General features: G+C 72.0%; 21 protein-coding genes. 9 read left to right on the top strand and 12 right to left on the bottom strand.

Features of this window, described 5'->3' with window-relative positions:
- The first annotated feature begins 123 nt into the window (after positions 1-123).
- Both ACZ7MG_RS14705 and ACZ7MG_RS14710 read left to right on the top strand, forming a co-directional pair.
- Positions 124-2,076, top strand: a complete 1,953-nt coding sequence (locus ACZ7MG_RS14705) for a S53 family peptidase (protein WP_471380512.1) — start codon at positions 124-126, stop codon at positions 2,074-2,076.
- Positions 2,077-2,158: 82 nt separating this feature from the next.
- Complete coding sequence (locus tag ACZ7MG_RS14710; protein WP_471380510.1) at positions 2,159-3,913, top strand: NAD+ synthase; 1,755 nt, start codon at positions 2,159-2,161, stop codon at positions 3,911-3,913.
- Here ACZ7MG_RS14710 and ACZ7MG_RS14715 read toward each other — a convergent pair.
- The 6 genes from ACZ7MG_RS14715 to ACZ7MG_RS14740 all read right to left on the bottom strand — a co-directional run bounded on the left by ACZ7MG_RS14715 (position 3,885) and on the right by ACZ7MG_RS14740 (position 10,924).
- A complete protein-coding gene (locus tag ACZ7MG_RS14715) occupies positions 3,885-5,312 on the bottom strand; it encodes an MFS transporter (RefSeq protein ID WP_471380508.1) in 1,428 nt (475 codons plus the stop codon). The genes ACZ7MG_RS14710 and ACZ7MG_RS14715 overlap by 29 nt on opposite strands.
- A complete protein-coding gene (locus tag ACZ7MG_RS14720) occupies positions 5,309-5,797 on the bottom strand; it encodes a MarR family winged helix-turn-helix transcriptional regulator (protein WP_471380507.1) in 489 nt (162 codons plus the stop codon). The genes ACZ7MG_RS14715 and ACZ7MG_RS14720 overlap by 4 nt, the downstream gene beginning before the upstream one ends.
- A gap of 214 nt (positions 5,798-6,011) precedes the next feature.
- Entirely contained in the window at positions 6,012-7,238 is a 1,227-nt protein-coding gene (locus tag ACZ7MG_RS14725; protein ID WP_471380505.1) for an MFS transporter, read from the bottom strand.
- Between the two features lie 154 nt (positions 7,239-7,392).
- Positions 7,393-8,442 (bottom strand): endonuclease/exonuclease/phosphatase family protein, encoded by a 1,050-nt coding sequence (locus tag ACZ7MG_RS14730; RefSeq protein ID WP_471380503.1) that lies wholly within the window; start codon positions 8,440-8,442, stop codon positions 7,393-7,395.
- 198 nt (positions 8,443-8,640) lie between these two features.
- A complete protein-coding gene (locus tag ACZ7MG_RS14735; RefSeq protein WP_471380501.1) occupies positions 8,641-9,276 on the bottom strand; it encodes a TetR/AcrR family transcriptional regulator in 636 nt (211 codons plus the stop codon).
- A gap of 61 nt (positions 9,277-9,337) precedes the next feature.
- The gene (locus tag ACZ7MG_RS14740) at positions 9,338-10,924 is read right to left on the bottom strand and encodes an MFS transporter (RefSeq protein ID WP_471380500.1); all 1,587 of its coding nucleotides are present in this window, start codon (positions 10,922-10,924) and stop codon (positions 9,338-9,340) included.
- A 200-nt stretch (positions 10,925-11,124) separates the two neighbouring features.
- Here ACZ7MG_RS14740 and panB point away from each other — a divergent pair, with 200 nt between their 5' ends.
- The 3 genes from panB (at position 11,125) to ACZ7MG_RS14755 (ending at position 14,245) form a co-directional block, all read left to right on the top strand.
- Positions 11,125-12,003 carry a 3-methyl-2-oxobutanoate hydroxymethyltransferase gene (panB, locus tag ACZ7MG_RS14745; protein ID WP_471380499.1) on the top strand — a complete coding sequence of 293 codons (879 nt, stop codon included), beginning with the start codon at positions 11,125-11,127 and terminating at the stop codon, positions 12,001-12,003.
- A gap of 401 nt (positions 12,004-12,404) precedes the next feature.
- Positions 12,405-13,430 carry an ATP-binding cassette domain-containing protein gene (locus ACZ7MG_RS14750; RefSeq protein ID WP_471380497.1) on the top strand — a complete coding sequence of 342 codons (1,026 nt, stop codon included), beginning with the start codon at positions 12,405-12,407 and terminating at the stop codon, positions 13,428-13,430.
- Positions 13,427-14,245 carry an ABC transporter permease gene (locus ACZ7MG_RS14755; protein ID WP_471380495.1) on the top strand — a complete coding sequence of 273 codons (819 nt, stop codon included), beginning with the start codon at positions 13,427-13,429 and terminating at the stop codon, positions 14,243-14,245. Before ACZ7MG_RS14750 ends, ACZ7MG_RS14755 begins: the two co-directional genes overlap by 4 nt.
- A gap of 29 nt (positions 14,246-14,274) precedes the next feature.
- Here ACZ7MG_RS14755 and ACZ7MG_RS14760 read toward each other — a convergent pair whose 3' ends face one another.
- The gene (locus ACZ7MG_RS14760) at positions 14,275-17,715 is read right to left on the bottom strand and encodes an AfsR/SARP family transcriptional regulator (protein ID WP_471380494.1); all 3,441 of its coding nucleotides are present in this window, start codon (positions 17,713-17,715) and stop codon (positions 14,275-14,277) included.
- A 167-nt stretch (positions 17,716-17,882) separates the two neighbouring features.
- Between ACZ7MG_RS14760 and ACZ7MG_RS14765 the strand changes: the two genes are divergently transcribed.
- On the top strand, positions 17,883-18,683 hold the full coding sequence (locus ACZ7MG_RS14765) for a site-2 protease family protein (RefSeq protein WP_037704628.1): 801 nt from the start codon (positions 17,883-17,885) through the stop codon (positions 18,681-18,683).
- A 22-nt stretch (positions 18,684-18,705) separates the two neighbouring features.
- On the opposite strand, the gene ACZ7MG_RS14770 is transcribed toward ACZ7MG_RS14765, so the two are convergent.
- From ACZ7MG_RS14770 to ACZ7MG_RS14780, 3 genes are all read right to left on the bottom strand, one after another.
- Entirely contained in the window at positions 18,706-18,960 is a 255-nt protein-coding gene (locus tag ACZ7MG_RS14770) for a hypothetical protein (protein WP_471380492.1), read from the bottom strand.
- A 23-nt stretch (positions 18,961-18,983) separates the two neighbouring features.
- A complete protein-coding gene (gene npdG / locus ACZ7MG_RS14775; RefSeq protein WP_471380490.1) occupies positions 18,984-19,712 on the bottom strand; it encodes an NADPH-dependent F420 reductase in 729 nt (242 codons plus the stop codon).
- An 80-nt stretch (positions 19,713-19,792) separates the two neighbouring features.
- A complete protein-coding gene (locus ACZ7MG_RS14780) occupies positions 19,793-20,875 on the bottom strand; it encodes a sialidase family protein (protein WP_471380489.1) in 1,083 nt (360 codons plus the stop codon).
- A 167-nt stretch (positions 20,876-21,042) separates the two neighbouring features.
- On the opposite strand from ACZ7MG_RS14780, the gene ACZ7MG_RS14785 reads away from it, so the two are divergent.
- Positions 21,043-21,645, top strand: a complete 603-nt coding sequence (locus ACZ7MG_RS14785) for a hypothetical protein (protein ID WP_471380487.1) — start codon at positions 21,043-21,045, stop codon at positions 21,643-21,645.
- 71 nt (positions 21,646-21,716) lie between these two features.
- Here the strand turns inward: ACZ7MG_RS14785 and ACZ7MG_RS14790 are convergent, their stop codons facing one another.
- Positions 21,717-21,944, bottom strand: coding sequence for a hypothetical protein (locus tag ACZ7MG_RS14790; protein ID WP_471380486.1), 228 nt, complete (start codon positions 21,942-21,944; stop codon positions 21,717-21,719).
- Between the two features lie 91 nt (positions 21,945-22,035).
- On the opposite strand from ACZ7MG_RS14790, the gene map reads away from it, so the two are divergent.
- Both map and ACZ7MG_RS14800 read left to right on the top strand, forming a co-directional pair.
- The gene (map, locus tag ACZ7MG_RS14795; protein WP_471380485.1) at positions 22,036-22,893 is read left to right on the top strand and encodes a type I methionyl aminopeptidase; all 858 of its coding nucleotides are present in this window, start codon (positions 22,036-22,038) and stop codon (positions 22,891-22,893) included.
- Positions 22,894-23,117: 224 nt separating this feature from the next.
- Positions 23,118-23,786: a biliverdin-producing heme oxygenase gene (locus ACZ7MG_RS14800; protein ID WP_471380574.1), complete on the top strand. Its 669-nt coding sequence runs from the start codon at positions 23,118-23,120 to the stop codon at positions 23,784-23,786.
- A gap of 120 nt (positions 23,787-23,906) precedes the next feature.
- Here ACZ7MG_RS14800 and ACZ7MG_RS14805 read toward each other — a convergent pair whose 3' ends face one another.
- Positions 23,907-24,551 (bottom strand): PhzF family phenazine biosynthesis protein, encoded by a 645-nt coding sequence (locus ACZ7MG_RS14805; RefSeq protein ID WP_471380483.1) that lies wholly within the window; start codon positions 24,549-24,551, stop codon positions 23,907-23,909.
- Positions 24,552-24,646 lie beyond the last annotated feature (95 nt).

A 24,646-nucleotide genomic window follows, 5' to 3' on the forward strand; every position in this document is an offset into this window, starting at 1 on the left:
GGCTTCCATACGCTTCCATACGTGCGCTTGGGGGGTTCTTGATCCAGCCGTGTCCGACCCCATTCCCTGGCATGAACGGTTCATCGCGAGAGTTGCGGCAACCGCATTCCAGGGGGTTCATCCATGCGAACCAAGAGGTCCGGGCGTGCCGCGCTGCTCGCCGCCGGTGTGCTCGTGCTCGGCATCCCCGCCGCACACGCCTCGTCCGTCTCGGCCGACCCCGGCCGGGACACGTTGCAGGGCACCAGACCCGCGTGGGCCACGGCCCGGGCCGACGCGGGGGCCACCGCCGACCGTTCCGAGGTCTCGGCGCGCGTCTATCTCGCGGGCCGGGACGCGGCGGGGCTCGCGGCGTACGCCAGGGCCGTGTCCGACCCGGCGTCGAAGTCCTACGGGAAGTTCCTGAGCGCGGCGGAGACGCAGGCGCGTTTCGGGGCGACCTCGACGCAGGTCGCTGCCGTGAAGAAGTGGCTGAAGGGCGCCGGGCTGACCGTCACCGGCACGAACCAGCGCTACATAGCCGTGACCGGTGAAGTGGCCGACGCAGAGCTGGCGTTCGGCACTCAGCTGCACAACTACCGCAAGGGCAAGCACACATACCGCGCCCCGGCGAAGACGGCCTCCGCGCCCGCCGGCCTGAACGGGGCGGTGCTGACCGTGACCGGCCTGGACACGGCACCCCACCGGGCCACCCACAACGATCAACTCCCGCCCCCGGACGTGGTGTTCCGCAACGCCGGGCCCTTCTCCTCGTACCATGGCTCGACGACCGCGAGCACCCTGCCCGACGCGTACGGCACAAAGCTCCCGTACGCGGTGAAGGGGTACACGGGCAAGCAGCTGCGGGCGGCGTACGGGGCGGGGAGCCGTACGGGCAAGGGGGTGCGGGTCGCGATCACCGACGCGTACGCCTCGCCGACGATCGCCTCCGACGCGGCCACCTATGCGCGCAGGCACGGGGACGCGGCCTACCGGAGCGGGCAGTTGCGGCAGGTGCTGCCGAAGGAGTACACGGCGACGGAGGAGTGCTCGGCGGCCGGCTGGTACGGCGAGGAGACGCTCGACGTCGAGGCCGTGCACGCGGTCGCGCCGGCCGCGGACATCACCTACGTCGGGGGCGCGTCCTGCCACGACGACGATCTGCTCGACGCGCTCGGGAAGATCGTCGACAGGCACCTCGCCGACATCGTCTCCAACTCCTGGGGCGACATCGAGGCCAACCAGACCCCGGACCTCGCCGCCGCCTACGACCAGGTGTTCCAGCTGGGCGCGGTCGAGGGCATCGGCTTCTACTTCTCCTCGGGCGACAACGGCGACGAGGTCGCCAACACCGGGACCAAGCAGGTGGACACCCCGGCCAACTCGGCGTGGGTGACGGCGGTCGGCGGTACGTCGCTGGCGGTCGGCAAGGGCGACTCGTACCTCTGGGAGACCGGCTGGGGCACGCTGAAGGCCACGCTGTCGGACGACGGCACGAGCTGGACGGACTTCCCCGGGGCCTTCACCTCCGGCGCGGGCGGCGGGACCAGCCGGACCGTGTCGCAGCCCTTCTACCAGCGGGGTCTCGTACCGAAGGCGCTCGCCACGGCGAACGGGGGCGCGGCGATGCGTACCGTCCCGGACATCTCGGCGATCGCCGACCCCAACACCGGGTTCCTGATCGGGCAGACGCAGACGCTCCCCGCGGGCGGGCAGGCTTACGACGAGTACCGGATCGGCGGCACCTCGCTCGCCGCGCCGGTGATCGCGGGTGTGCAGGCGCTGGCGCAGGAGGCGCACGGCGGGCGTCCGCTGGGCTTCGCCAACCCGGCGATCTACGCCCGGTACGCGGCATCAACGTACGGGGCGTCCTACGGTTCGCGGGTGTTCCACGACGTCACCGACCACCCCACGGCCGGTGCCGGGCTCGCGGTGGCCCGGGTGGACTTCGTCAACGGCTATGACACGGGCGACGGGCTCGCCACCTCCGTCCGCACCCTGGGCGCCGACAGCTCGCTGCACGCGGTGCGCGGGTACGACGACGTGACCGGGGTGGGGTCGCCCGCGAAGGGTTACGTGGAGTCGTACCGGCGTTAGGGATCCGTGAGGGGTGTGGGGCGCTGCGAACGTGGGGCGCCCCACACCCCATTGCGTCGCTCTGACGATTACACTGGACGGCGTGCCTCAACTTCGTCTCGCTTTGAATCAGATCGACTCGACGGTCGGCGACATCGCCGCGAACGCCGAGGCGGTGGTCCGCTGGACCCGGCACTCCGCCGAGCAGGGGGCGCATCTCGTGGCGTTCCCCGAGATGGTGCTGACCGGGTACCCCGTCGAGGACCTGGCGCTGCGCGGGTCCTTCGTGGCAGCCTCGCGCGCCGCGCTGAAGGCGCTGGCCGCGCGGCTCGCCGAGGAGGGCTTCGGGGAGCTGCCGGTGATCGTCGGCTACCTCGACCGCTCCGAGTCCGCCGCCCCGAAGTACGGCCAGCCGGCGGGTGCGCCACGCAACGCCGGGGCGGTGCTGCACCGGGGCGAGGTGGCGCTCACCTACGCCAAGCACCACCTCCCGAACTACGGCGTGTTCGACGAGTTCCGCTACTTCGTGCCCGGCGACACCATGCCCGTCGTCCGGCTGCACGGCGTCGACATCGCCCTCGCCATCTGCGAGGACCTCTGGCAGGACGGCGGCCGGGTGCCGGCCGCCCGGTCCGCCGGGGCCGGGCTGCTGCTCTCCATCAACGCCTCGCCGTACGAGCGCGACAAGGACGACACCCGGCTGGAGCTGGTCCGCAAGCGCGCCCAGGAGGCGGGCTGCACGACCGCGTATCTGGCGATGATCGGCGGCCAGGACGAACTGGTCTTCGACGGCGACTCGATCGTCGTCGACCGGCACGGCGAAGTGGTCGCGCGGGCACCGCAGTTCGCGGAGGGCTGCGTGGTCCTGGACCTGGACCTCCCGGCGGCGGCCGCCGAGCCGGTCACCGGGGTCGTCGACGACGGGCTGCGGATCGACCGGCTGGTGCTCTCCGAGGAGCCGCTGCCCGCGTACGAGCCGGAGCTGACCGGCGGCTACGCGGAGCGCCTCGACGACGACGAGGAGGTGTACTCGGCGCTGGTGGTGGGCCTGCGGGCGTACGCCGCGAAGAACGGCTTCTCGTCCGTGCTGATCGGCCTGTCGGGCGGTATCGACTCGGCGCTCGTCGCGGCGATCGCGTGCGACGCGCTGGGCGCGCAGAACGTGTACGGCGTGTCCATGCCGTCGAAGTACTCGTCGGACCACTCCAAGGGCGACGCGGCGGAGCTGGCGCGGCGCACGGGCCTCAACTTCCGCACGATCCCGATCGAGCCGATGTTCGACGCGTATATGTCGTCGACCGAGCTGACGGGCCTGGCGGAGGAGAACCTCCAGTCGCGGCTGCGCGGCACCCTGCTGATGGCGATCTCCAACCAGGAGGGCCACATCGTGCTCGCGCCCGGCAACAAGTCGGAGCTGGCGGTGGGGTACTCGACGCTGTACGGCGACTCGGTGGGCGCGTACGGCCCCATCAAGGACGTGTACAAGACGTCGATCTTCCGCCTCGCCGAGTGGCGCAACCGGGCGGCGGCGGAGCGCGGCCAGACCCCGCCGATCCCGGAGAACTCCATCTCCAAGCCGCCGAGCGCGGAGCTCCGCCCCGGCCAGGTCGACACGGACTCCCTCCCGGACTACCCGGTCCTGGACGCGATCCTGGAGCTGTACGTGGACCGCGACCAGGGCGCCGACGCGATCGTGGCCGCCGGGTTCGACCGCGACCTCGTCGTCAAGACGCTGCGGATGGTCGACACCGCCGAGTACAAGCGGCGGCAGTACCCGCCGGGCACGAAGATCTCCCCGAAGGGCTTCGGCAAGGACCGCCGGCTGCCGATCACGAACCGGTGGCGGGAGCGGGCGTAGCGGGGTCGGGCGTGGCGGGGTCGGGCGTGGCTGGCCCTGAGGTGGCCGGATCGGGTGTGGTGGCCGGGTCCGGTCCGGGGGTGGCCGGGCCCGTGGGGGACGGAGTGCGGTAGGCGCGCAGGGCCGGGTTGGCCACGGCCACGGCGGCGATCGCCAGGGTCGCGGTCAGGCCGCCGGTCACCAGCGCGACGGGGGCCGAGGTGGCCGACGCCAGCAGACCGCCGCGGAAGTTGCCGACTTCGGGGCCGGCGACACCGATGACGTGCTCCACGGAGGAGACCCGTCCCCGGTAGGCGTCCGGGGTCTCCAGCTGGACCAGGGCACTCCGGGTGACCACGGAGACGGTGTCGGCGGCGCCGGCCACGGCCAGACAGCCGAGGGCGAGCCACAGCGGCCCGGCCAGGCCGAAGCCGGCCAGCGCCAGGCCCCAGACACCGGCCGCCGTCAGCTGGACCAGGCCGCCCCGGCGCCACCGCGTCACCGTGCCGGAGAGCAGTCCGGCGGTGATCCCGCCGACCGCGACGGCGGAGAGGAACAGCCCGAGGGTCCGTGGATCGCCCTCGAAGCGGACCTCGTTGACCAGCGGGAAAAGCGCGACGGGCATGGCGAGCAGCGTCGCGGACAGGTCGGTGGCCAGCGAGCCCCACAGTGTCGGGCGGCGCAGGACGATCCGCCATCCACCGCGCTCCGCCGAGCGCCGGCCACCGGGCTCCGTCGAGCGCCGGCCGCCGCGTTCCGCCGAACGCCGGCCGCCGCGCTCCGGTGCGCGTCCCGGGCCCTCCTGCACGGTGCTCTCGGGCTTCATGGGCGGCAGGCGGAGCACCGCTAGCCCCGAGACCGCGACGGCGAGGGCCTGTGCGGCGTAGGCGGCCGGGAAGCCCCAGCGGGCGATGACCAGCCCGGCCAGCGCGGGGCCGGCGAGCATCGCCGCCTGGAAGGAGACATTGGTGAGGGCGAGTCCGGCCGCGACCTGGTCGGACGGGAGCAGCCGGACCGGGAAGGTACGCCGGGCGGGGGCGCCGAGCGCGCCGCAGGCGGTCATCGCGGCGACCAGGGCGAGCAGGAGCCATACGTTCCTGTTGTCCGCCAGGGCCTGGACGCACAGCCCGGTGGCGGCCAGGAGCTGGCCCCCGGTGGTGGCCCGCACCAGCGCCCGGCGGTCGACGGTGTCGGCCAGGGTGCCGCCGAGCAGCCCGAACAGCACCATGGGCAGGCCGGTGGCGAGCCCGATCGCGCCGGTGCCCACCGGGCTGCCGGTCAGGTCCCAGACTTGGGCGAGCACCGCCACGGTCGCCATCTGGCCGCCCAGTTGGGAGGCCGAGGTGCCGATCCACAGGGCGCGGAACGGGCGGCTGCCGCGCAGCGGGCGGGTGTCGAGGAACCGGTTCCGCAGGCTCATCGCGGGGGCTCGACCAGATGGTCGAGGACGCGCCGGCGCATCGGCCGGCGTTCCAGCGCCCGCCGCAGCTCCTCGACGACGGTGGTCATCGCGTACGGGATCTCCGCGTCCAGCTCGGCGACCGTCGCGTGGGTGGCGCGCCACTCGTTCTCCAGGAACGGCACCAGCGACCGGCCCCGCTCGGTCAGGTCGATCCGCCGGGTACGGGCGTCGGGGCCGGGCTCGGAGGTCACCAGTCCCTCCTTGCGCAGGGCCGCGACGGTCTGACTGACCGCCGAGTGCGAGCGGTCCAGGGACTCCGCGAGTTCACGGATGGTCAGCGGTCCGGTGTGGGCGAGGCGGATCAGCGGATAGGCGAAGCGCGGTCTCACGCCCTCGATGCCGCGCTCGACGTAGACCCGCTCGATCTCAGCGTCCATGGCGGCCAGCAGTGTGTGCAGCGCGTGCCAGGGATCGGGCACGAGGGTGGGGTCGGATGATGTCACAGCGCTAATATAACAGCGCTGATATAAAAGCGCTGCGACAATCGCGACACCGCCTCAGACGCGCGCGGCCCTCGGCGGTTGAGGGGTTGGGTGTCGGAGGCGGAGGTCCACCGCCCCAGGCGCGCGCGACCCTCGGACACGGCGCCCCTCAGGCGCGCACAGCCCTCGGACACGCACGACCCTCAGGCGCGCGCCCCACAGACGCGCGCAGCCCTCAGACGCGCACCGTCTCCGACTCCCCCGGCACATGGGAGGCCACCACGCGCCCGCGCCGCGGGGCGGCGACCGGCGTACGGCGGGTGTCGACCGCGTACGCCACGCCCGCGACCGCCAGGCCGATCACCGCGAGGGCCGCGCCGACGACCGCCGGGGCCGTCGCGCCGAGGCCGGCCGCGAGGGCGAGGCCGCCGATCCAGGCGCCGCCGGCGTTGGCGAGGTTGAAGGCGGCCTGGTTGGCGGAGGAGGCGAGCGAGGGGGCGGAGGCGGCCTTCTCCATGACCATCAGCTGGAGCGGCGAGCCCGTGGCGAACGCGGCGACGCCGAGCAGGAGGACGGCCAGGGCGGCGCTCCACTGCGCGGACATCAGGACCGGAAAGAGGGCCAGGACGAGGATCAGGGACGCCAGGCCGCCGAAGAGGGTGCCCCGCAGGGAGTGGTCGGCGAGGCGGCCGCCGGCCAGGTTGCCGATGGTCGCGCCGACGCCGAACAGCGCGAGCAGCAGAGTCACGCTGGTCTCGGCGTACCCGGCGGAGTCCGTGAGCATCGGCGTGATGTAGCTGTAGGCGGAGAACAGGGCGCCGAAACCGGCGACGGTGGTGCCGAGGGCGAGCCAGACGGGCAGGGAGCGCAGGGCGCCCAGTTCGCCGCGCAGGCCGGAGGCGGAGCGGGCCTCCGCCCGGTCGTCCGGGAGCAGGAGCGCCAGGGAGGCGATCGCGGCGAGGCCGATCGTGCTCACACCGAGGAAGGTGATCCGCCAGCCGAAGTGCTGGCCCACGAGGGTCGCGGCGGGGACACCGGCGACGTTGGCGATCGTGAGGCCCAGGAACATCAGCGAGACCGAGCGGGCCTTGCGCTCCGGGGCCACGAGGCCGGTCGCGACGACCGCGCCGACGCCGAAGAAGGCGCCGTGCGGCAGTCCGCTGAGGAAGCGTGCGGCGAGCAGCCAGTGCTCGTCGGGGGCGAGGGCGGACAGCGCGTTGCCGGCGACGAAGAGGACCATCAGCCCGATCAGGACCTTGCGGCGGGGCAGGCGGGCCGTGACGGCGGCGAGCAGCGGGGCGCCGATGACGACACCCAGCGCGTACGCGGAGACGAGGTGGCCGGCGGCGGGGATCGTGATGCCGAGGTCGGCGGCGACCTCCGGCAACAGGCCCATGATGACGAACTCGGTCGTACCGATTCCGAAGGCGCCTACGGCGAGAGCGAGCAGGGCCAAGGGCATGACGGGGAGACCTTTCAAAGGGTGCGGGAGGACGGGGAGAGGGAAACGAAGGAATCGGGGTCCGTTCCATCGTACGTTCCATATGTTCACTGACGGAACAAACTCGCCCCGGAGACCTATTCCCCTGCCGCTCTTCCCTCTCCCACCAGCGCCGTCAGCTCCCGGACGTGTCGATCGTCACCCGTGCCGCGACCGGGAGATGGTCGCTGCCGGTCTCCGGGAGGGTCCAGGACGCCGTGGGTTCCATGCCGCGGACCATGATCTGGTCGATGCGGGCCATCGGGAACGAGGCGGGCCAGCTGAAGCCGAAGCCGCTGCCCGCGGCGCCCTGGGTGGAGCGCATCTGGGCGGTGACGGCGTTCAGGGCGCGGTCGTTCATGGTGCCGTTGAGGTCGCCGAGGAGGGCGACCTGCTGGATCGGCTCGTCGGCGATGGCCTCGCCGAGGGCGTTGGCGCTCTTGTCGCGCTGGCGGGCGGTGAACCCGGCCTCCAGCTTCACCCGCACCGAGGGCAGATGGGCGACGTACACGGCGACCTGCCCGTCCGGCGTCGCCACCGTCGACCGCATCGCGCGCTCCCAGCCGAGCTTGATGTCGACGGGCTCGGTGTCGCTCAGCCGGTACTTGCTCCACATGCCGACCGTGCCGACGACCTCGTGGTACGGGTACGTCGCCGCCAGTGCCTTCTCGTACACCGGCACCGCGGTCTCGGTCAGCTCCTCCAGGGCGACGACGTCGGCGCCGGAGGAGGCGACCTCGCGGGCGGTGCCGGACGGATCGGCGTTGTCCGCGTTGACGTTGTGGGTGACGACGGTGAAGTCGCCGCCGCCCCCGGTCTTGCTGGTGACGAGGCCGCCGAAGGTGTTCAGCCAGACGATCGTGGGCACCAGCAGCGCGATGAGCGCGGTCGCCGATTTGCGGACCAGCGCGAGGATCAGCAGCAGCGGGATCGCGAGGCCGAACCAGGGCAGAAACGTCTCCGTCAGACTGCCGAGGTTGCCCACGGCGTTGGGGACCTGGGCGTGCAGCACCATCACCAGGCCGACGAGGACCGCGAGGACGGCGAGGACGATGCCGCGCCGCCAGATCCGCCGGTCCCCTCTCCAGCCGCCGAAGAGGCGGCCCAGCAGGCGCCGGATCCGGGTTCGTTCGCGGTCCTGGCCCGTGCCGCCGCCGCCCGTCTCCGTCATGTACGCCTGCGCCATACCGTCGCCTCACTGCCTGCCGTGCACTTCTTCCCCGCGACTAAAGACCCTAGGGGATGATCGCCGCGGTTCCCGCCGCCACATGGCGGCCTACGGGCACGAGGACGAACAACCCGCTGTTCGGAGTTCCGAACCGACGGACGGGTCACGCGGTCTGTAACGAAACGCGCACATTGAAACGCGCCCATTGACTGTGACTCACTTCGCAGGCGGACGCAGTCCTTCGAGGACCGTGTCGACGATGGTCGCCGCGAGGTCGTCGGGGAGGGAGGCGTCCGGGCGCATCACGGTGCGGACGAGCATGGGGCCGAAGACGAGGTCGCCGACGAGGTCGATGTCGACGTCGGCGCGGAGTTCGCCGTTGTCCCGGCCCCGGCGCAGGACTTCGGCGAGGGCCCGGCGGCGGGGGGCGACGACGTCCGCGTGGTAGGCGTCCCAGATCTTGGGGCTGCTCTTCATCTGGGCGATGACGTTGTGAAGGATCGCCGAGGGGCGGTTGAGCAGTCCGCGCCTGCGGGCCGCCTCCATCAGGACGACGAGGTCGTCGCGCATGGAGGTGCCGGGCAGGACGGGGTCCGGGGGTTCGGCGGCGCGCAGGACGTCGACGAAGAGGGCCTCCTTGCCGCTCCAGCGGCGGTAGATGGTCGCCTTGCCGACACCGGCCGTGCGGGCCACGCGTTCGATCGACAACTCCGAGAGCGGGACGCCCTCTTCGAGGAGTTTCATCGCGCCTTCGAGGATGGACCGCTCCACGGCCTCGCTGCGGGGGCGCCCGCGTCCGGGGCTGCCGTCCCGGACGCGTCCGTCTCCGGCATGGCTCTCGGCGAGGCTCACGGTCGACTCCGTATCTGTGGGGGGCTGGTCCGACGCGCCCGTGGACCGGTCCGATTCTCCGTCAGTGGTCGGCGGCCACCAACTCCGGCTCCTCCGTGCCCTTTTGACCGCCCTTGTCCCGTCCCGGCAGGAAGACCGCCATGGTCACCGCGCCGAGCAGGGCGATACCGGCCCCGCACAGGGCGGTCACGTGCATGGCGTGCAGGAAGGCGTCGTGGGCGGGGCCGATCAGGGCCTCGCCCCGGGCGCCGAGGCGGGCGGCGAGACCGAGGGTGGCCTCGATGGACTCGGCGGCGGCGTGCGGGGCGCCGGCCGGGAGTTCGTCCTCGATGCCGTTGCGGTAGGCGGTGGAGAGGACCGAGCCGAGGACGGCGATGCCGAGGGCGCCGCCGACCTGGCGGAAGGTGTTGCTGAGCGCGGACGCGGAGCCGGCCTTCTCGCGGGGCAGGGCCTGCATGATGACGACGCTCAGCGGGGTCATCACATGGGCCATGCCGACGCCCATGAGGAAGAAGATGACTTCGAGGATCCAGATCGGGGTGTCCGCGTCCAGCACGGCAAACGCGGCGAGCATCCCGGCGATGAGGGTCATGCCGGCCGTGCACACCGCGCTGTTGCCGAAGCGGTCGACGACGAGGCGGGCGCGGGGCGCGAAGACGAGCTGGGCGACGGCCAGCGGCAGCATCAGCAGGCCGGTCTGGAGCGGGGAGTAGCCGCGTACGGTCTGGGTGTAGAAGACGGAGAAGAAGGTCACGCCCATCAGCGCGAAGAAGACCACGCCGATGACACCGATGGCGGTCGAGAAGACCTTGTTCCTGAAGAACGACATGTCGATGGACGGGTGGTCGCTGCGCTGCTCGAAGACGACGAAGGCGGCGAGGACCGCGAGGCCGCCCGCGATGGCCCCGAGGACCGTGGCGTCGGTGAAGTCGGCGAGCTGGCCGCCGCGGATGATGCCGTAGACGAGGAGCACGAGGCCGACGACGGAGAGCAGGACGCCGACGGGGTCGATCCGGCCCGGGTTCGGGTCGCGGGAGTCGGGGACCAGCCAGAGCATCAGGCCGAGCGCGAGGACGACGATCGGCACGTTGACCAGGAAGACCGAGCCCCACCAGAAGTGGTCGAGGAGGAGACCGCCGGTGATCGGGCCGATGGCGATGGCGAGGCCGACGCCGCCCGCCCAGATGCCGATGGCCTTCGGCTGCTCGTCGCGTTCGAAGACGTTCATCAGGACGGCGAGGGTGGCGGGCATCACGAAGGCGGCGCCGAAGCCCATCACCGCGCGGAAGACGATCAGCTCGGTCGGGGAGCCCGACATCGCGGCCAGCCCGGAGCCCACGCCGAAGACGACGAGCCCGCCGAGCAGCACCCTCTTGCGGCCGAGGCGGTCGCCGAGCAGGCCCGCGGAGAACAGCAGCCCCGCGAAGACCAGCGTGTAGGCGTTGATCGCCCACTCCAGCTCGCTCTGGGTGGCGCCGAGGCCGGTGGGCTCCGGGGTCGAGATGGTCTTGATGGCGACGTTGAGGATCGAGTTGTCGAGCACCACGATCAGCAGGCTCAGCATCAGCACACCGAGGATCACCCAGCGGCGGCGGTGCACGGCCGCCGGTATCCGGGAGCGGGAGTCGTCAGGGACTGCGGTAGTCATGCCGTCGAGCCTAGACCCATTTCGATACGGGACCGTCTCGTATCGTAAATCCTTGGGAACCTTTTACCCGGCTCTTACGTGCCGGGTGCCTGAACCGTCACACGCACCCGCCCTGGCCCTCGCCTGCCCGAGGTGCCACCATGGAAGCGGTCCGGGGACACCGTCAGGGTGCCTCGAGATGACATGAAGGAGCTGTAGCGATGACGCAGCTTTCGGCTGCCCGGGTGAACGCCCAGGCCAAGCCCTCCGACGGCGGAAAGACGCTGTACGGGGGCAAGGGCACCCGCCGTATCACCGTCCGGGACATCGCCCTCGCCAAGGAACGCGGCGAGAAGTGGCCCATGCTCACCGCCTACGACGCGATGACCGCGTCCGTCTTCGACGAGGCCGGCATCCCGGTCATGCTCGTCGGCGACTCCGCGGGCAACTGCCACCTCGGGTACGAGTCGACCGTGCCCGTCACCCTCGACGAGATGACCATGCTCTCGGCAGCCGTCGTACGGGGCACCAGCCGGGCCCTGATCGTCGGCGACCTGCCGTTCGGCTCCTACCAGGAGGGTCCGGTGCAGGCGCTGCGCTCGGCGACCCGGCTGGTCAAGGAGGCCGGGGTCGGCGCGGTCAAGCTGGAGGGCGGCGAGCGCTCGCACCGCCAGATCGAACTGCTGGTCGAGTCCGGTATCCCGGTGATGGCCCACATCGGCCTCACCCCGCAGTCCGTCAACGCGATGGGCTACCGCGTCCAGGGCCGGGGCGAGGAGGCCGCGCAGCAGCTGCTGCGCGACGCCAAGGCCGTCCAGGACGCGGGCGCCTTCGCGGTCGTCCTGGAGCTGGTCCCGGCGGAGCTGGCGGCCGAGGTCACGCGCGTGCTCCACATCCCGACCGTCGGCATCGGCGCGGGCGCCGAGACCGACGCGCAGGTTCTCGTCTGGACCGACATGCTCGGGCTGACGGGTGGGCGTGTGCCGAAGTTCGTGAAGCAGTACGCCGATCTGCGGGCGGTCATGGGCGACGCGGCGAAGGCGTTCGCCGAGGACGTCGTCGGGGGGACGTTCCCGCTGGAGGAGCACTCCGTCCACTAGGTCGGCTGCGCCCCTGAGTCACCGAGCCACTGCGGTACCACCGCGGCCCGCCGATCTTCCCCCGTCGGCGGGCCGTTGGCGTTGGTGTCTGTGTGGGGCGGCGCGGGAGGGGGTGGGGGGTGCGGGGTTCGTCGGCGGGTGCGGGTCCGGTGGGGCTTCTCGCGCAGTTCCCCGCGCCCCTGAAAGGGCCGCGGGCCCTGACGGGCCGCGGCCCTTTCGGGCCGAAAAAGCAGGGGCGCAGCCCCGCTTTTTCAGGGGCGCGGGGAACTGCGCGACCAGCCCCCACCCACCCGCACCCGCCAACGAACCGCACCCCCACCCCCTGACGCGTATCGGAACCCCGTCGGCCCTGTCGGTCGGATGTCGGTGGTTTGTCGGTGGGGGCTGACATCGTCGTCCGCATGACACGAATCGACAAGAACGCCAGCGGCGCGAAGGGCGCTGTCACCGTGCGGGGGCTGGTCAAGCACTACGGCGAGACCAGGGCGCTGGACGGTGTCGACCTGGATGTGCGTGAGGGCACCGTGATGGGAGTGCTCGGCCCGAACGGGGCGGGCAAGACCACCCTCGTACGGTGCCTGTCCACGCTGATCACACCGGACGCGGGCCACGCCACCGTGGCCGGCTACGACGTCGTACGGCAGCCGCGGCAGCTGCGCCGGGTGATCGGCCTGACCGGGCAGTACGCGTCCGTGGACGAGAAGCTGTCCGGCTTCGAGAACCTGTACATGATCGGCCGGCTGCTGGACCTGCCCCGGAAGGAGGCGCGGAGCCGGGCCACCGGTCTGCTGGAGCGGTTCTCGCTGACCGACGCCGCCAAGCGCGCGGCGGGCACCTACTCCGGCGGTATGCGGCGGCGGCTCGACCTGGCCGCGTCCATGATCGGGAGCCCGGCCGTGCTGTACCTGGACGAGCCGACGACCGGACTGGACCCGCACACCCGCAACGAGGTGTGGGCCGAGGTCAAGCGGATGGTCGGTGACGGGGTGACCGTGCTGCTGACCACCCAGTACATGGAGGAGGCCGAGCAGCTGGCCTCCGAGCTGACCGTGATCGACAAGGGGAAGGTGATCGCGGGCGGCCGGATCGAGGAGCTGAAGGCCCAGGTCGGCGGGCGCACCCTCCGGGTCCGGCCGGCCGACCCGGTGCAACTGCGTCCACTGGCCGGGGAGTTGGACGGGCTGGGCATCACCGGGCTGGCCACGACCACCGTGGACGCCGAGACCGGCACCCTCCTCGTACCGATCCTCAGCGACGAACAACTGACCGCCGTGGTCGGCGCGATCACCGCGCGCGGTATCACGATCTCCTCGATCAGCACCGAACTGCCCAGCCTGGACGAGGTGTTCCTGTCGCTCACCGGCCACAGGGCCAGTGCGCCGCAGGACTCCACCCCGTCCCCCGCCTACGAGGAGGTCGCCGTATGACCGCCACCACCCTGCCCACCACGGGTGAGGCCGACGGCCGGATCGGGCTGCGCGCCCATGCCCGGCACACCGGCGCGCTCGTCCGGCGCAACCTGCTGTGGATCCGGCAGGACCCGGAGTCGATGTTCGACGCGGTCCTGATGCCGATCGTGTTCACCCTGCTCTTCGTGTACGTCTTCGGCGGCTCCATCGGGCAGGCGCTGGGCGGCGGCCAGGAGCAGTACGTGCAGTACGTGGTGCCGGGGCTGATGGCGATGATGGGCATGAACATCGCCATGGGCGTCGGCACGGGCTTCAACGAGGACTTCCAGAAGGGCGTCATGGACCGCTTCCGGTCCCTGCCCATCGGCCGGTCCTCGGTACTGCTCGCGAAGATCTCCGTCGAGCTGCTGCGCATGCTGGTCGCCACGACGATCCTGCTGACCGTCGGGGTCCTCATCGGCTTCGACATCACCAGCTGGCCGGGGCTGTTCGGCGCGGTGGGCCTGGCCGTCGTGTTCGGCTCGTCCCTGATGTGGATCTTCCTGGTGCTGGGCGTGACGATGAAGAACGCGCAGTCCGTGCAGGCCATGGGCTTCCTGGTGCTGTTCCCGCTGCAGTTCGGATCGTCGATCTTCGCGCCGACCCAGTCCATGCCGGGCTGGCTGCAGGCCTTCACCGACTACAACCCGCTGTCGGCCCTCGCGGACGCCGCGCGCGGACTGATGACCGGCGGGCCGATCGCCCACGACCTGATCGTCACCCTGTGCTGGTCCGTGGGACTGACGGCGGTGATGGCACCGATCGCGATCCACAAGTTCAAGACGAAGAACTGACCACCGAGCCCGTACACGGGCAACCGCGGTCAGACGAGGGCGGCGGCCCCCTCCGGGGTGAGGGCGCCGCCCTCGGCGTACGCGTCGTCGTAGTCGGCGTCGTCCAGCAGGGCCCGGATCACGGCGTCGGCCTTGAGGCGGGCCTCGGTCTCCATCGGGGTGGAGAAGTGGCCGGGCGGCAGCAGCGCGTCGGCGGCGCCCACCAGACGGGCCGCGTCGAGGGCGCGGGCCCCGTCGTCGACCTGGGCGACGGAGATGGCGGCGGTCACCAGGTGGATGGCGGGCATATGGGGCGCGACCATCCGGGACAGCCTGTCCAGGCTGCGGTCCAGCGCCTGGCGCATCAGCCGCAGCGCCTCCTCGTGGCGCCCGTCCATCATCTCCAGCCAGCCCTCGACACCCATGACGAACCCGGCGAAGAGCACGAAGTTCGCGGCGTGGAAGTCCTCGCGCAGCAGGGTGATCTGCTCCCGGGCCTCCGCCGTGCGGCCGCTGCGGCCCAGGCGGACCGCGAGGAAGAGCCGGGCGGCGGGCACCGCCTCGCGGGCGGCCCGGCGCCCGGCCTCCAACACCTCGAACAGCATCTTCTCGCCGCGTTCCGCGTCGCCGCCCTCGATGTACACACTGCCGAGCCGGACGCCGAGCACACCCAACTGGGCGTTGGTACCGAGCCGTTCCGCGTACACGATGGCCCGTTCGAAGTCCGCGGCGGCGAGCGTGAACTCGCCCTGGCGCTCCAGGGACTCCCCGCGCGCCGACAGTGCCTCGGCGGCGCCCCAGGCGTCCCCGAGCCGGTCGAAGAGCTCCAGCGACTCGTCGGCGTCGGCGAGGGCGTCGCCCGCCCAGTCGGTGCGGTTGGCGAGGATGTTGGCCCGCATCTGGAGGGTCTGCGCCAGCTCCCAGGTGTAGCCGAGGTCGCGGCTGGTGCGGATGTTGGCGTCCAGGACGGCGCGCAGCCGGACCATGTCGCCGGTCAGCAGGACGGCGTAGAACCACATGAAGCCGGGGAAGCGGCAGGTCTGCGGCTGGCCGGGTTCGTACGTGGCGCTGATGACCCGCAGCTTCTCCTGGGCCTCAGGGGTCTCCCAGGCGGGCAACTCCATGTCCATACAGGCCAGATGGACCAGATGCACACCGCGCCGGGCCTCGTCGAGGACCTGCGGGCTCATCGGCGGCGGGCTGTCGACCACCCGTCCGCGCAGGTCCGGGACGGGGCGGGCGGGCGCGGTGAAGGGGTCCGGACCGAGGTCCTTGACCTGGGCGGACCAGTGCCGGGCCTCGGTCTTCAGATCACGCATCTGCCAGTACCAGCACAGCGACAGCGTCAGACAGAGCGCCTCCTGCTCGTCCCGCTCGGCGACGGCGTACCGCAGGGCGGTGCGGATGTTCTCGTACTCCAGCTCCAGCAGCTCGATCGCGGCGCGCTGGCCGGAGCCGCGCAGCAACGGGTCGGTGGTGCGGACGAGTTCGCGGTAGTACGTGAGATGGGCGCGGGCGGCGGCGGGGCGGGTGCCCGTCTCGTCGAGCCGCTCGCCGGCGTACTCGACGACGGTCTCCAGGAGCCGGTAGCGCATCCCGCCGTCCCCGCCGGGACCCGAAGGGGCCGCCACGACGAGGGACTTGTCGACGAGCGAGCCGAGCGCCTCCAGCGCGGCGGGACCGCAGACGGCCTCGGCGGCGGCCAGGTCGCAGCCGCCGGCGAACACCGACAGCCGCCGCAGGACGTACCGTTCGTCCTCGTCGAGCAGCTCCCAGGACCAGTCGACGACCGCGCGCAGGGTCTGCTGCCGGGGCAGGACGGTGCGGCTGCCAGAGGTGAGCAGCCGGAAGCGGTCGTCGAGGCGGTCGGCGATCTGGCGGGGGGTCAGCATCCGCAGCCGGGCCGCCGCCAGTTCGATGGCGAGGGGGAGGCCGTCGAGGCGGCGGCAGATCTCGGCGGCGGCCTCCGGGTCGGCGTCCACGGTGAAGCCGGGCCGGGCCGCCGCTCCCCGGTCGGCGAGCAGCCGCAGGGCGTGGGGCTGTGTCAGCGGCTCCACCGGGCGCAGCAACTCCCCCGGTACGCCGAGGGGTTCACGGCTGGTGGCCAGGACGGTCAGGGACGGGCAGCGCTGGAGGAGCTGGTCGACGAGGTGCGCGGCGGCGTCCACGACGTGTTCGCAGTTGTCGAGGATCAGCAGCATGCGGCGGCGGGCGCAGTGTGCGGCGAGGCGGGTGAGGGGGTCGTCCTGGCGGTCGGCCGCGACGCGCATCTCCTCGGCGCCGGCGCCTCTGAGGACGGTCTCGCGGGCGCCGAGGGCGGTGAGGACGGCTTCGGGGACGTTCGCGGGGTCGTCGACGGGGGCGAGTTCCGCCAGCCAGACGCCGTCCGGCATGGCTTCGGCGATCGTTTCGGCGGTCTCCTGGGAGAGGCGGGTCTTGCCCGCGCCGCCGGGGCCGAGGAGGGTGACCAGGCGGGTGGTGGTGAGGTCGTGGCGGAGGGTGTCGATGTCGGTGTCGCGGCCGACGAACGAGGTGAGGCGGGCTCGGAGGTTGCCCGGGGGGCGGGTGGGGTGGGGGTGCGGGGGTTCGGGGTCGGTGGGGTTCGGGGGCGGTTTTTCGCCCCCGCCGCCCCTACCCGTCCCATCCTCAAGGGGCGGTGCCCCTTCGACCCCCTTTCGCGCTCCGCGCGGGGTGGGTGGGTACGTGCCGGTTCGGTGGGGGTTCTCGCGCAGTTCCCCGCGCCCCTGACGGGGCGCTGGCCCGTCCCCTCGCAGCAAGTCCTCGTGAAGTCGGCGCAGGGTGGGGCCCGGGCTCGTGCCCAGGCGGTCGGCCAGGAGGCGGCGGATCTGCTCGTACGCGGCCAGGGCCTCTGCCGTGCGGCCGGTGTCCCTGAGGGCCTGGAGGCGGAGGGACTGGAGGGGTTCGTCGAGGGGGTGGGTGTCGCAGAGGGCGGTGAGGTCGGGGAGGGCGGCTTCGGGGCGGCCCAGGGCGAGGGCGGCGGCGAGGCGGGTGCGGTGGGCGTCGAGGCGGCGGGTCTCCCAGCGGGCGGCCTCGGCGGTGCGGTCGGGGAGGTCGGCCAGGGGCGGGCCCTGCCAGAGGGCGAGTGCGTCGTCGAGGGAGGCGGCGGCCTCGGCCGGATCGCCGTCGGCGAGCGCGCGGGCGCCCTCGTCCGCGAGGCGTTCGAAGCGGTGCAGGTCGATGTCGTCCGGGGCCGCCGCCAGGCGATAGCCGCCGTTGAGCGATGCGACCGCGTCCGGGCCCAGGGCTCTGCGCAGCCGGCCGACGAGGGCCTGCAGCGCGGCCGGGGCGTCGGCCGGTGGATCGCCGGCCCACACCTCGTCGACGAGCGCGGGCGCGGGCACCGTACGCCCCGGCCGCAGCGCGAGCACGGTCAGCAGGGCACGCAGCCGGGCGCCCCCGACGGGTACGGGGGTGCCGTCGGCCTGCAGTGCCTGGGTGGTGCCGAGGATGCGGTAGCGCACGGGGTCCATTGTCTCCGTCGGGATGTCGGTGCCGGGACGCCGGTGTCGGAATGCCGGTGTCCCACCCACCTTGCTAGGAACTCCGAGGCGACCGCGAGACGTTTTCGCCGTGTGCCCGGTACCGTCGGGGCGTCCGTACGAGTGATCGGCACAGCTGATCGACAGCTAGGAGTCCCATGACCACCGCCGCGTCCCGCCGGAGCGACCGGAGGATCAGCCCCGTCTTCGTGGGGATCGTGGCCGTCATGGCGGTCACGGGATGGGCCACGTGGACCGGGTTCGCCGAGCAGCCCGGCCTGGCCGTCTTCCTGTTCGTGACGTCCGCGTGGATCGTCTCGCTGTGTCTGCACGAGTACGCGCACGCCCGCACCGCGCTGCACAGCGGTGACATCTCCATCGGCGCCAAGGGTTATCTCACCCTGAATCCTTTGAAGTACACCCATGCCCTGCTCAGCATCGTGCTGCCGGTCGTGTTCGTGATCATGGGTGGGATCGGGCTGCCCGGTGGTGCGGTGTTCATCGAGCGGGGGCGGATCCAGGGGCGCTGGAAGCACAGTCTGATCTCGGCGGCGGGGCCGCTGACGAACGTGCTGTTCGCGGCGGTCTGCACCGCGCCGTTCTGGTTGGGCGTCACGGACGGCGTGCCGGCGGCGTTCCTGTTCGCCCTGGCCTTCCTGGCGATGCTCCAGGTGACCGCGGCGATCCTGAACTTCCTGCCGGTGCCCGGCCTGGACGGCTACGGCGTGATCGAGCCCTGGCTGTCTTACAAGATCCGGCGCCAGGTGGAGCCGCTCGCGCCGTTCGGGCTGCTGCTCGTCTTCGCGGTGCTGTGGATCCCGGCGGTGAACGGGGTGTTCTGGGACGTGATCGACGCGTTCATGCGGGGTCTCGGGATCGAGGACCAGCTGTCCGACTGCGGCTACTGGCTCTACCGCTTCTGGCGCGAGGACAGCGACATCTGCCTGACGGGGATGTGACGCGTCACGGGGAGGTGAGGCCTCACGGGGAGGTGACCGGCCCGCGCCCCGCCCTGGCCTTGCGGACGTAGTACCAGGTCATGTTCGACGACAGGCCGGCCATCAGCACCCACACCACACCCAGCCAGCTGCCCCGGCTGAAGGAGACGACGGCCGCGGTGACCGCGAGGAGACAGACGACGAGGGCGTAGACGGCGAGGCGGGGCATGGGGGTCGCTCCTGGGAGGACGGTCGGGCGGACGTCGGACGAAGGGGTACGGCGTCCAGTGTCCCCCATGCCCGGGGGCGTGCGGGCGTCGGCTACAGGTCCGTGAGGCGGATGCCCGCGTGGGCCTTGTAGCGGCGGTTGACGGAGATCAGGTTGGCGACCAGGGACTCGACCTGGTGGGCGTTGCGCAGCCGGCCGGCGAAGATGCCGCGCATTCCGGGGATGCGGCCGGCCAGTGCCTGCACGATCTCGACGTCGGCGCGCTCCTCGCCGAGGACCATCACATCGGTGTCGATCTCGTCGATCTCCGGGTCCTCCAGGAGGACGGCGGAGAGGTGGTGGAAGGCGGCGGTGACCCGGGAGTCCGGGAGCAGGGCGGCGGCCTGCTCGGCGGCGCTGCCCTCCTCCGGCTTCAGCGCGTAGGCGCCCTTCTTGTCGAAGCCGAGCGGGTTGACGCAGTCGACGACGAGCTTGCCCGTCAGTTCCTCGCGCAGGGATTCGAGGGTCTTGCCGTGGCCGTCCCACGGCACGGCGACGATCACGATGTCGCTACGGCGGGCGGTCTCGGCGTTGTCGGCGCCCTCGACGCCGTGCCCCAGCTCCGCGGCGACGCCCTGTGCGCGGTCGGCGGCCCGGGAGCCGATGATCACCTTCTGGCCCGCCTTCGCGAGGCGATAGGCGAGGCCCTTGCCCTGCGGCCCGGTGCCGCCGAGCACGCCGACGACGAGCCCCGACACGTCCGGCAGGTCCCAGGGGTCCTTGGCCGGGGCCTTCGCGGCGGCCTTCGCGGGGGGCTGCTGTGCACTGTCAGTAGAGGTCATGGGCCGACTTTACGTGCGCGCCCCGGGCCGGTGGCGGTGAGGTGACGTGAGGTGAGCGCGGTCACCGGCGCCCGGCCGGTTCAGCCGAGGCCGTCGACCGGGATCCGCCGGAACGTGATCGTCTCGTACGCGCTGAAGTCGCCCGTCTCGTAGAGCAGTCCGACGGTGTCCTCGTCGACGCGGACCAGGTCGGAGTAGGCGGCGGGCAGGCCGTCGACGGTGTGGACGGGGTGCCAGGTGACGCCGTGGTCGGTGCTGGCGCGGACGGTCATCAGGGCGCGGAAGCCGGGGTCGGCCGGGCCGGAGTAGAGGAGCAGGTCGGGGTCGTGGAGCTGGAGGACGCTGCCCTCGACGACGGGGCCGACGAGGCCCGCCTGTGGCCGGAAGGGCCTGGCGAGGGTCTCACCGCCGTCCGGCGAGTACGCGTCGGCGCGGGTACCGGGGGCCGGGGAGTCGTTGCGGGTGTTGAAGTAGACGCGTCCGTCGGGGAGTTCGGTGGCCGTGGTCTCGTTGGCGTTGATGTAGCCGTCGGTGTTGTCGTCCACGTAGCCGATGCGCCAGGTAGCGCCCTCGTCGTCGCTCAGCAGGCAGTGTCCGCCGTTGTACTTGCCCTCGGTGCCGTTGTCCGTGCCGGTGGGCGGGAGGGAGTGGTTGGCGGGGACGACGACCCGGCCGCCGGAGAGCTGGAGCGCGTGGCCGGGGGTGGTGGCGTACCAGCGCCACTCGGGCTTCTTGGTCCGGGCGGTGATCTCCCGGGGGCTCGACCAGGTGGCTCCGTCGTCGTCGCTGTGCCGCACCCAGACCCGGCGGCCGTCCGCCGCGCTCACCGTGCCGCGCCGGATGGCGTCCTCGGTGGCGTGGGCGGCGTTGCGGATGTGGACCAGCAGGATCCGGCCGGTGGTGAGGACGACGGGGGCGGGGTTTCCGGCGAGGGAGTCGCCGTTCTCCGCGGCGACCTGGAGCGGGCCCCAGGTCCGGCCGCCGTCCGTGGACCGTTTCACCACGATGTCGATGTTCCCGAAGTCCTCCCGCCCGCCGACCCGTCCCTCGCAGAAGGCGAGCAGATCGCCGGAGGCGGTGCCGACGACCGCCGGGATCCGGAAACTGGCGTAGCCCTCGCGGCCGGCGCGGAAGGGGATGCTGGTCTCGGGCGTGGGGGTCACTGGGGCTCCTGGGGTGGGGGGACGGTGACTTGCGGGTGGGGGTGTGGGGGTGCAGCTCGGTACCGGTTCCCGTTCCGGTTCCGCCGGTGCGGCGTGCGTGCCCGGTGCGGGCTAATTCCGGGTGAACACCGGGTCACGAGTGTCCGGTTGCGGCAGGATGCGGGCGCATGGATGCCGTACGGGTCGCTCTGTTGCGTGACGTGCTCGCCGGGACCGAGTGGCTGGGGGCCACCCGGCGGTTCGCGGGGGCGCTGCGGGGGTCCGTGGTGGCGTACGGCGGCGGGCTGCTGCTCGTGGGGACGGCCGCGTACGAGCCCTGGCATCTCGCGGCGCATCTGACGGACGAGGCGGCCTGGTCGGGTACGCCGGAGCTCTCCCCCACGCTGGTACGGCACCGCACGCGCCCCTCGGACCCGGCACATCTCGCAGTCGGGCTCGGCCGGGTGTCGGCGGCGCGGCGGGGCGAGACGCTGCTCGTCGTGGCGCCCGCCGCGCCGGGTGCCGCGCTGCTGGAGCGGGTGCACGACGCGCGGCGGGCCGGGGCGACGGTGCTGGCGCTGGAGACGGAGGACGGGGAGCTGGACGCGCTGGCCCACGAGGCGCTGGCGGCGCCCGCCGAACCGGACGTGGATCTCGACACCGTGCAGCACCTGGTGAGCGCGGCCGTCGGGGAGAACGCGCTGCCGGCGCCGCGCGGGCGGCGCCGCTTCCGCGACCGCCTCTCCCGCCTCACCGACCAGCTGACCTCCCCGCCGCCCAACCACTGGTGAGCCCCGGCGCGGCCTCCGTCTCTGCCTCCGTCTCTGTCTGCGTCTCTGTCTGCGTCCACCTCACCGGTCGGTCAGGCGTCGGGCTCTCCGGGCGGGGTGTCGTGCCAGCGGGGGTCGGTCTCCCACTCGGCGTTGCGTTCGCGGGCCGTCTCCATGGCTCGGGTGGCCTCCTCGCGGGAGGCGTAGGGGCCCATGCGGTCCTTGCCGGGGCAGTCGGGGCCCTCTTCGACCTTCTTGTGCTCCAGGCAGTAGAACCATTCACCGGGCTTGCCGACGGTGCGCCGCTTGAACAGGGGCATGACCTGAGTTCCCTTCGCCAGTCGTCGCGTCGTCACGTCGTCACGACGTCCCCAGCATGGTCCCCCGCGGCCGCTGGTTAAAATCGCTGGCATGTCTGGCCAGTCGCTGCTCGCACCGGGGAAGCTCTCCCCCGCCCGCCCCGTGCCGGGGAACATCCGCCGACCCGAGTACGTGGGCAAGCCCGCCCCGACTCCGTACACCGGGCCGGAGGTGCAGACGCCCGAGACCGTGGAGGCCATGCGGATCGCCGGGCGGATCGCGGCGCGGGCCATGGCCGAGGCGGCGAAGCACATCGCGCCCGGAGTCACCACGGACGAGCTGGACCGGGTCGCGCACGAGTACATGTGCGACCACGGGGCCTACCCGTCGACGCTCGGCTACCGCGGCTTCCCCAAGTCGCTGTGCACCTCGGTCAACGAGGTCGTCTGCCACGGCATCCCCGACTCGACCGTGCTGAACGACGGCGACATCGTCAACCTGGACGTGACGGCGTACATCGGCGGTGTCCACGGCGACAACAACGCCACGTACCTGGTGGGGGAGGTCGACGAGGAGTCGAGGCTGCTCGTGGAGCGGACCCGGGAGTCGCTCACCCGTGCCATCAAGGCGGTCAGGCCGGGGCGGCAGATCAACATCATCGGGCGGGTCATCGAGTCGTACGCGAAGCGGTTCGGGTACGGGGTCGTGCGCGACTTCACGGGGCACGGGATCAACTCGTCGTTCCACTCCGGGCTGATCGTCCCGCACTACGACTCCCCGCACGCCACGACCGTGATCCAGACCGGGATGACGTTCACGATCGAGCCGATGCTGACCCTCGGGTCGTACGACTACGACATGTGGGACGACGGCTGGACGGTCGTGACCAAGGACCGGAAGCGGACCGCGCAGTTCGAGCACACGCTGGTGGTGACGGACAGCGGCGCGGAGATCCTCACGCTGCCCTAGCCCAGCCCTAGCCCCGCCCCAGCCTTGGCGCAACCCGTCGTCGGTCTTCGGCCGACGGCGGGGTTTTTCTTGCGCGGATTCCCTGTGGGGGTGGTGAGGATTCGGGGTAACGTTTTTACCGACAGGGAGTCGGGAACCTGTTGACTTAGGTAAGCCTAACCATAGAAAATGGCCGCAGGTTCTCGTCCATCCCTCGTATCGGCCCGGAGGCCTTCATGAACGCGATGCACGCGTCGGACACTGACGCCACGGCGTTCTCCACGCTCATCCGCACCGCTTCGCACGAGCAGCACACCGAGGCGGAGTCCACGACGTTCATGGGCGACATGCTGGGCGGCAAACTCGGCGTCGAGGCGTACACGCGGTACACCGAGCAGCTGTGGTTCGTGTACGAGGCGCTGGAGAGCGCGGCGCCGGGGCTGGCCGGTGACCCGGTCGCCGGGCCGTTCATCCAGCCCGAGCTGATGCGGCTGCCCGCGCTGGAGCGGGACCTGGAGCATCTGCGCGGCCCCGACTGGCGGTCGACGCTCACGGCGCTGCCGGCGACCGAGGAGTACGCGGGGCGGGTGGCCGAGTGCGCGCGTACCTGGGCCGGCGGGTATGTGGCCCACCACTACACGCGGTATCTCGGGGACCTGTCCGGTGGGCAGATCATCCGGGACCGGGCCGAGAAGACGTGGGGCTTCGCCAAGAAGGGCGACGGGGTCCGGTTCTATGTGTTCGAGGGGATCAGCAATCCGGCCGCGTTCAAGCGGGGGTACCGGGAGTTGTTGGACCGGGTGCGGGCGGACGAGTTGGAGAAGCAGCGGATCGTCGGTGAGTGCAAGCGGGCGTTCGCGCTGAACACCGCGGTCTTTCTTGCCTTGGGGGACGAGTTTCCGTTGACTGCGTGAGCGCTCCGCTCGGGGGGGGCCGCCGCGAGGTCGTTCGTTGGCTGCGGGTGGGTGGGGGCTGGTCGCGCAGTTCCCCGCGCCCCTAAAGACACAGAGGCCCGGCCCCGCTTGAAAGGTGCCCTATCGCTCCAGGAAGACCCTGCCGCCCACCTCCACCCAGCCGTGTGGTTGGGGGGCTGTGAGGAGTTGGGAGCCTGTGCCCTGGGTGATGTTCAGGGCTCGGCCCAGGTGGGCGGTGAGTTGGAGGGCTGCCGCGCCGGTGGCCTCGTCCTCGTCGATGCCGTCGTCGCGGCCGGGGAAGGCGCGGGCGCGGATGCGGCCGGCGGCCTCGTCCTCCCAGGCCCAGGCGTAGATCCACTCGCCGGGCGGGGGGACGCGCAGGTCGTCGACCTCGGCGGCGGTGCCGTACTGGCGGAACGTGCGGGGCGGGGCCCACTCCGGCAGGGCCTCGATCCAGCTGAACTCCCCGTCCAGCCGGGCCCCGACCACCCCGGCCGGGGTGACCAGTTCGGGTACGTCGAGCAGCCAGGCGGCGCCCACGCACGGGTAACCGGCGAAGGGCAGGCGGGTCGAGGGGGTGTAGATGTCGATGACACCGCGCTCGGGGTCGTCCACGAACACGGTCTCGCTGAAGCCGAGTTTGGCGGCGAACTCCTGACGCTCGGCGCGGTCGGGCATGACGGAGCCCTCGCGGACGACGCCCAGTTCGTTGCCGTATCCGCCACGGGGTCCGCAGAACACGCGCAGCACGTCGAAGTCGGTCACCCCCGCATTCAAACATCAACCGGGGCCCGGGTCGTACCAGGTCACCGCACCGGTCGGCCGGCGATCGGGCCCGGCCTGCCCCACCCTGAGCCCCA

Source organism: Streptomyces sp. NPDC107538 (genome assembly GCF_055657445.1).

Coding starts and splice junctions, on each gene's coding strand:
- ACZ7MG_RS14705 (WP_471380512.1), top strand. CDS start 124: ATGCGAACCAAGAGGTCCGGGCGTGCCGCGCTGCTCGCCGCCGGTGTG.
- ACZ7MG_RS14715 (WP_471380508.1), bottom strand. CDS start 5,312: ATGAGCCTGCGGAACCGGTTCCTCGACACCCGCCCGCTGCGCGGCAGC.
- ACZ7MG_RS14725 (WP_471380505.1), bottom strand. CDS start 7,238: ATGCCCTTGGCCCTGCTCGCTCTCGCCGTAGGCGCCTTCGGAATCGGT.
- ACZ7MG_RS14730 (WP_471380503.1), bottom strand. CDS start 8,442: ATGGCGCAGGCGTACATGACGGAGACGGGCGGCGGCGGCACGGGCCAG.
- ACZ7MG_RS14740 (WP_471380500.1), bottom strand. CDS start 10,924: ATGACTACCGCAGTCCCTGACGACTCCCGCTCCCGGATACCGGCGGCC.
- panB (WP_471380499.1), top strand. CDS start 11,125: ATGACGCAGCTTTCGGCTGCCCGGGTGAACGCCCAGGCCAAGCCCTCC.
- ACZ7MG_RS14750 (WP_471380497.1), top strand. CDS start 12,405: ATGACACGAATCGACAAGAACGCCAGCGGCGCGAAGGGCGCTGTCACC.
- ACZ7MG_RS14755 (WP_471380495.1), top strand. CDS start 13,427: ATGACCGCCACCACCCTGCCCACCACGGGTGAGGCCGACGGCCGGATC.
- ACZ7MG_RS14760 (WP_471380494.1), bottom strand. CDS start 17,715: ATGGACCCCGTGCGCTACCGCATCCTCGGCACCACCCAGGCACTGCAG.
- ACZ7MG_RS14765 (WP_037704628.1), top strand. CDS start 17,883: ATGACCACCGCCGCGTCCCGCCGGAGCGACCGGAGGATCAGCCCCGTC.
- ACZ7MG_RS14770 (WP_471380492.1), bottom strand. CDS start 18,960: ATGGGGGACACTGGACGCCGTACCCCTTCGTCCGACGTCCGCCCGACC.
- npdG (WP_471380490.1), bottom strand. CDS start 19,712: ATGACCTCTACTGACAGTGCACAGCAGCCCCCCGCGAAGGCCGCCGCG.
- ACZ7MG_RS14785 (WP_471380487.1), top strand. CDS start 21,043: ATGGATGCCGTACGGGTCGCTCTGTTGCGTGACGTGCTCGCCGGGACC.
- ACZ7MG_RS14790 (WP_471380486.1), bottom strand. CDS start 21,944: ATGCCCCTGTTCAAGCGGCGCACCGTCGGCAAGCCCGGTGAATGGTTC.
- map (WP_471380485.1), top strand. CDS start 22,036: ATGTCTGGCCAGTCGCTGCTCGCACCGGGGAAGCTCTCCCCCGCCCGC.
- ACZ7MG_RS14800 (WP_471380574.1), top strand. CDS start 23,118: ATGCACGCGTCGGACACTGACGCCACGGCGTTCTCCACGCTCATCCGC.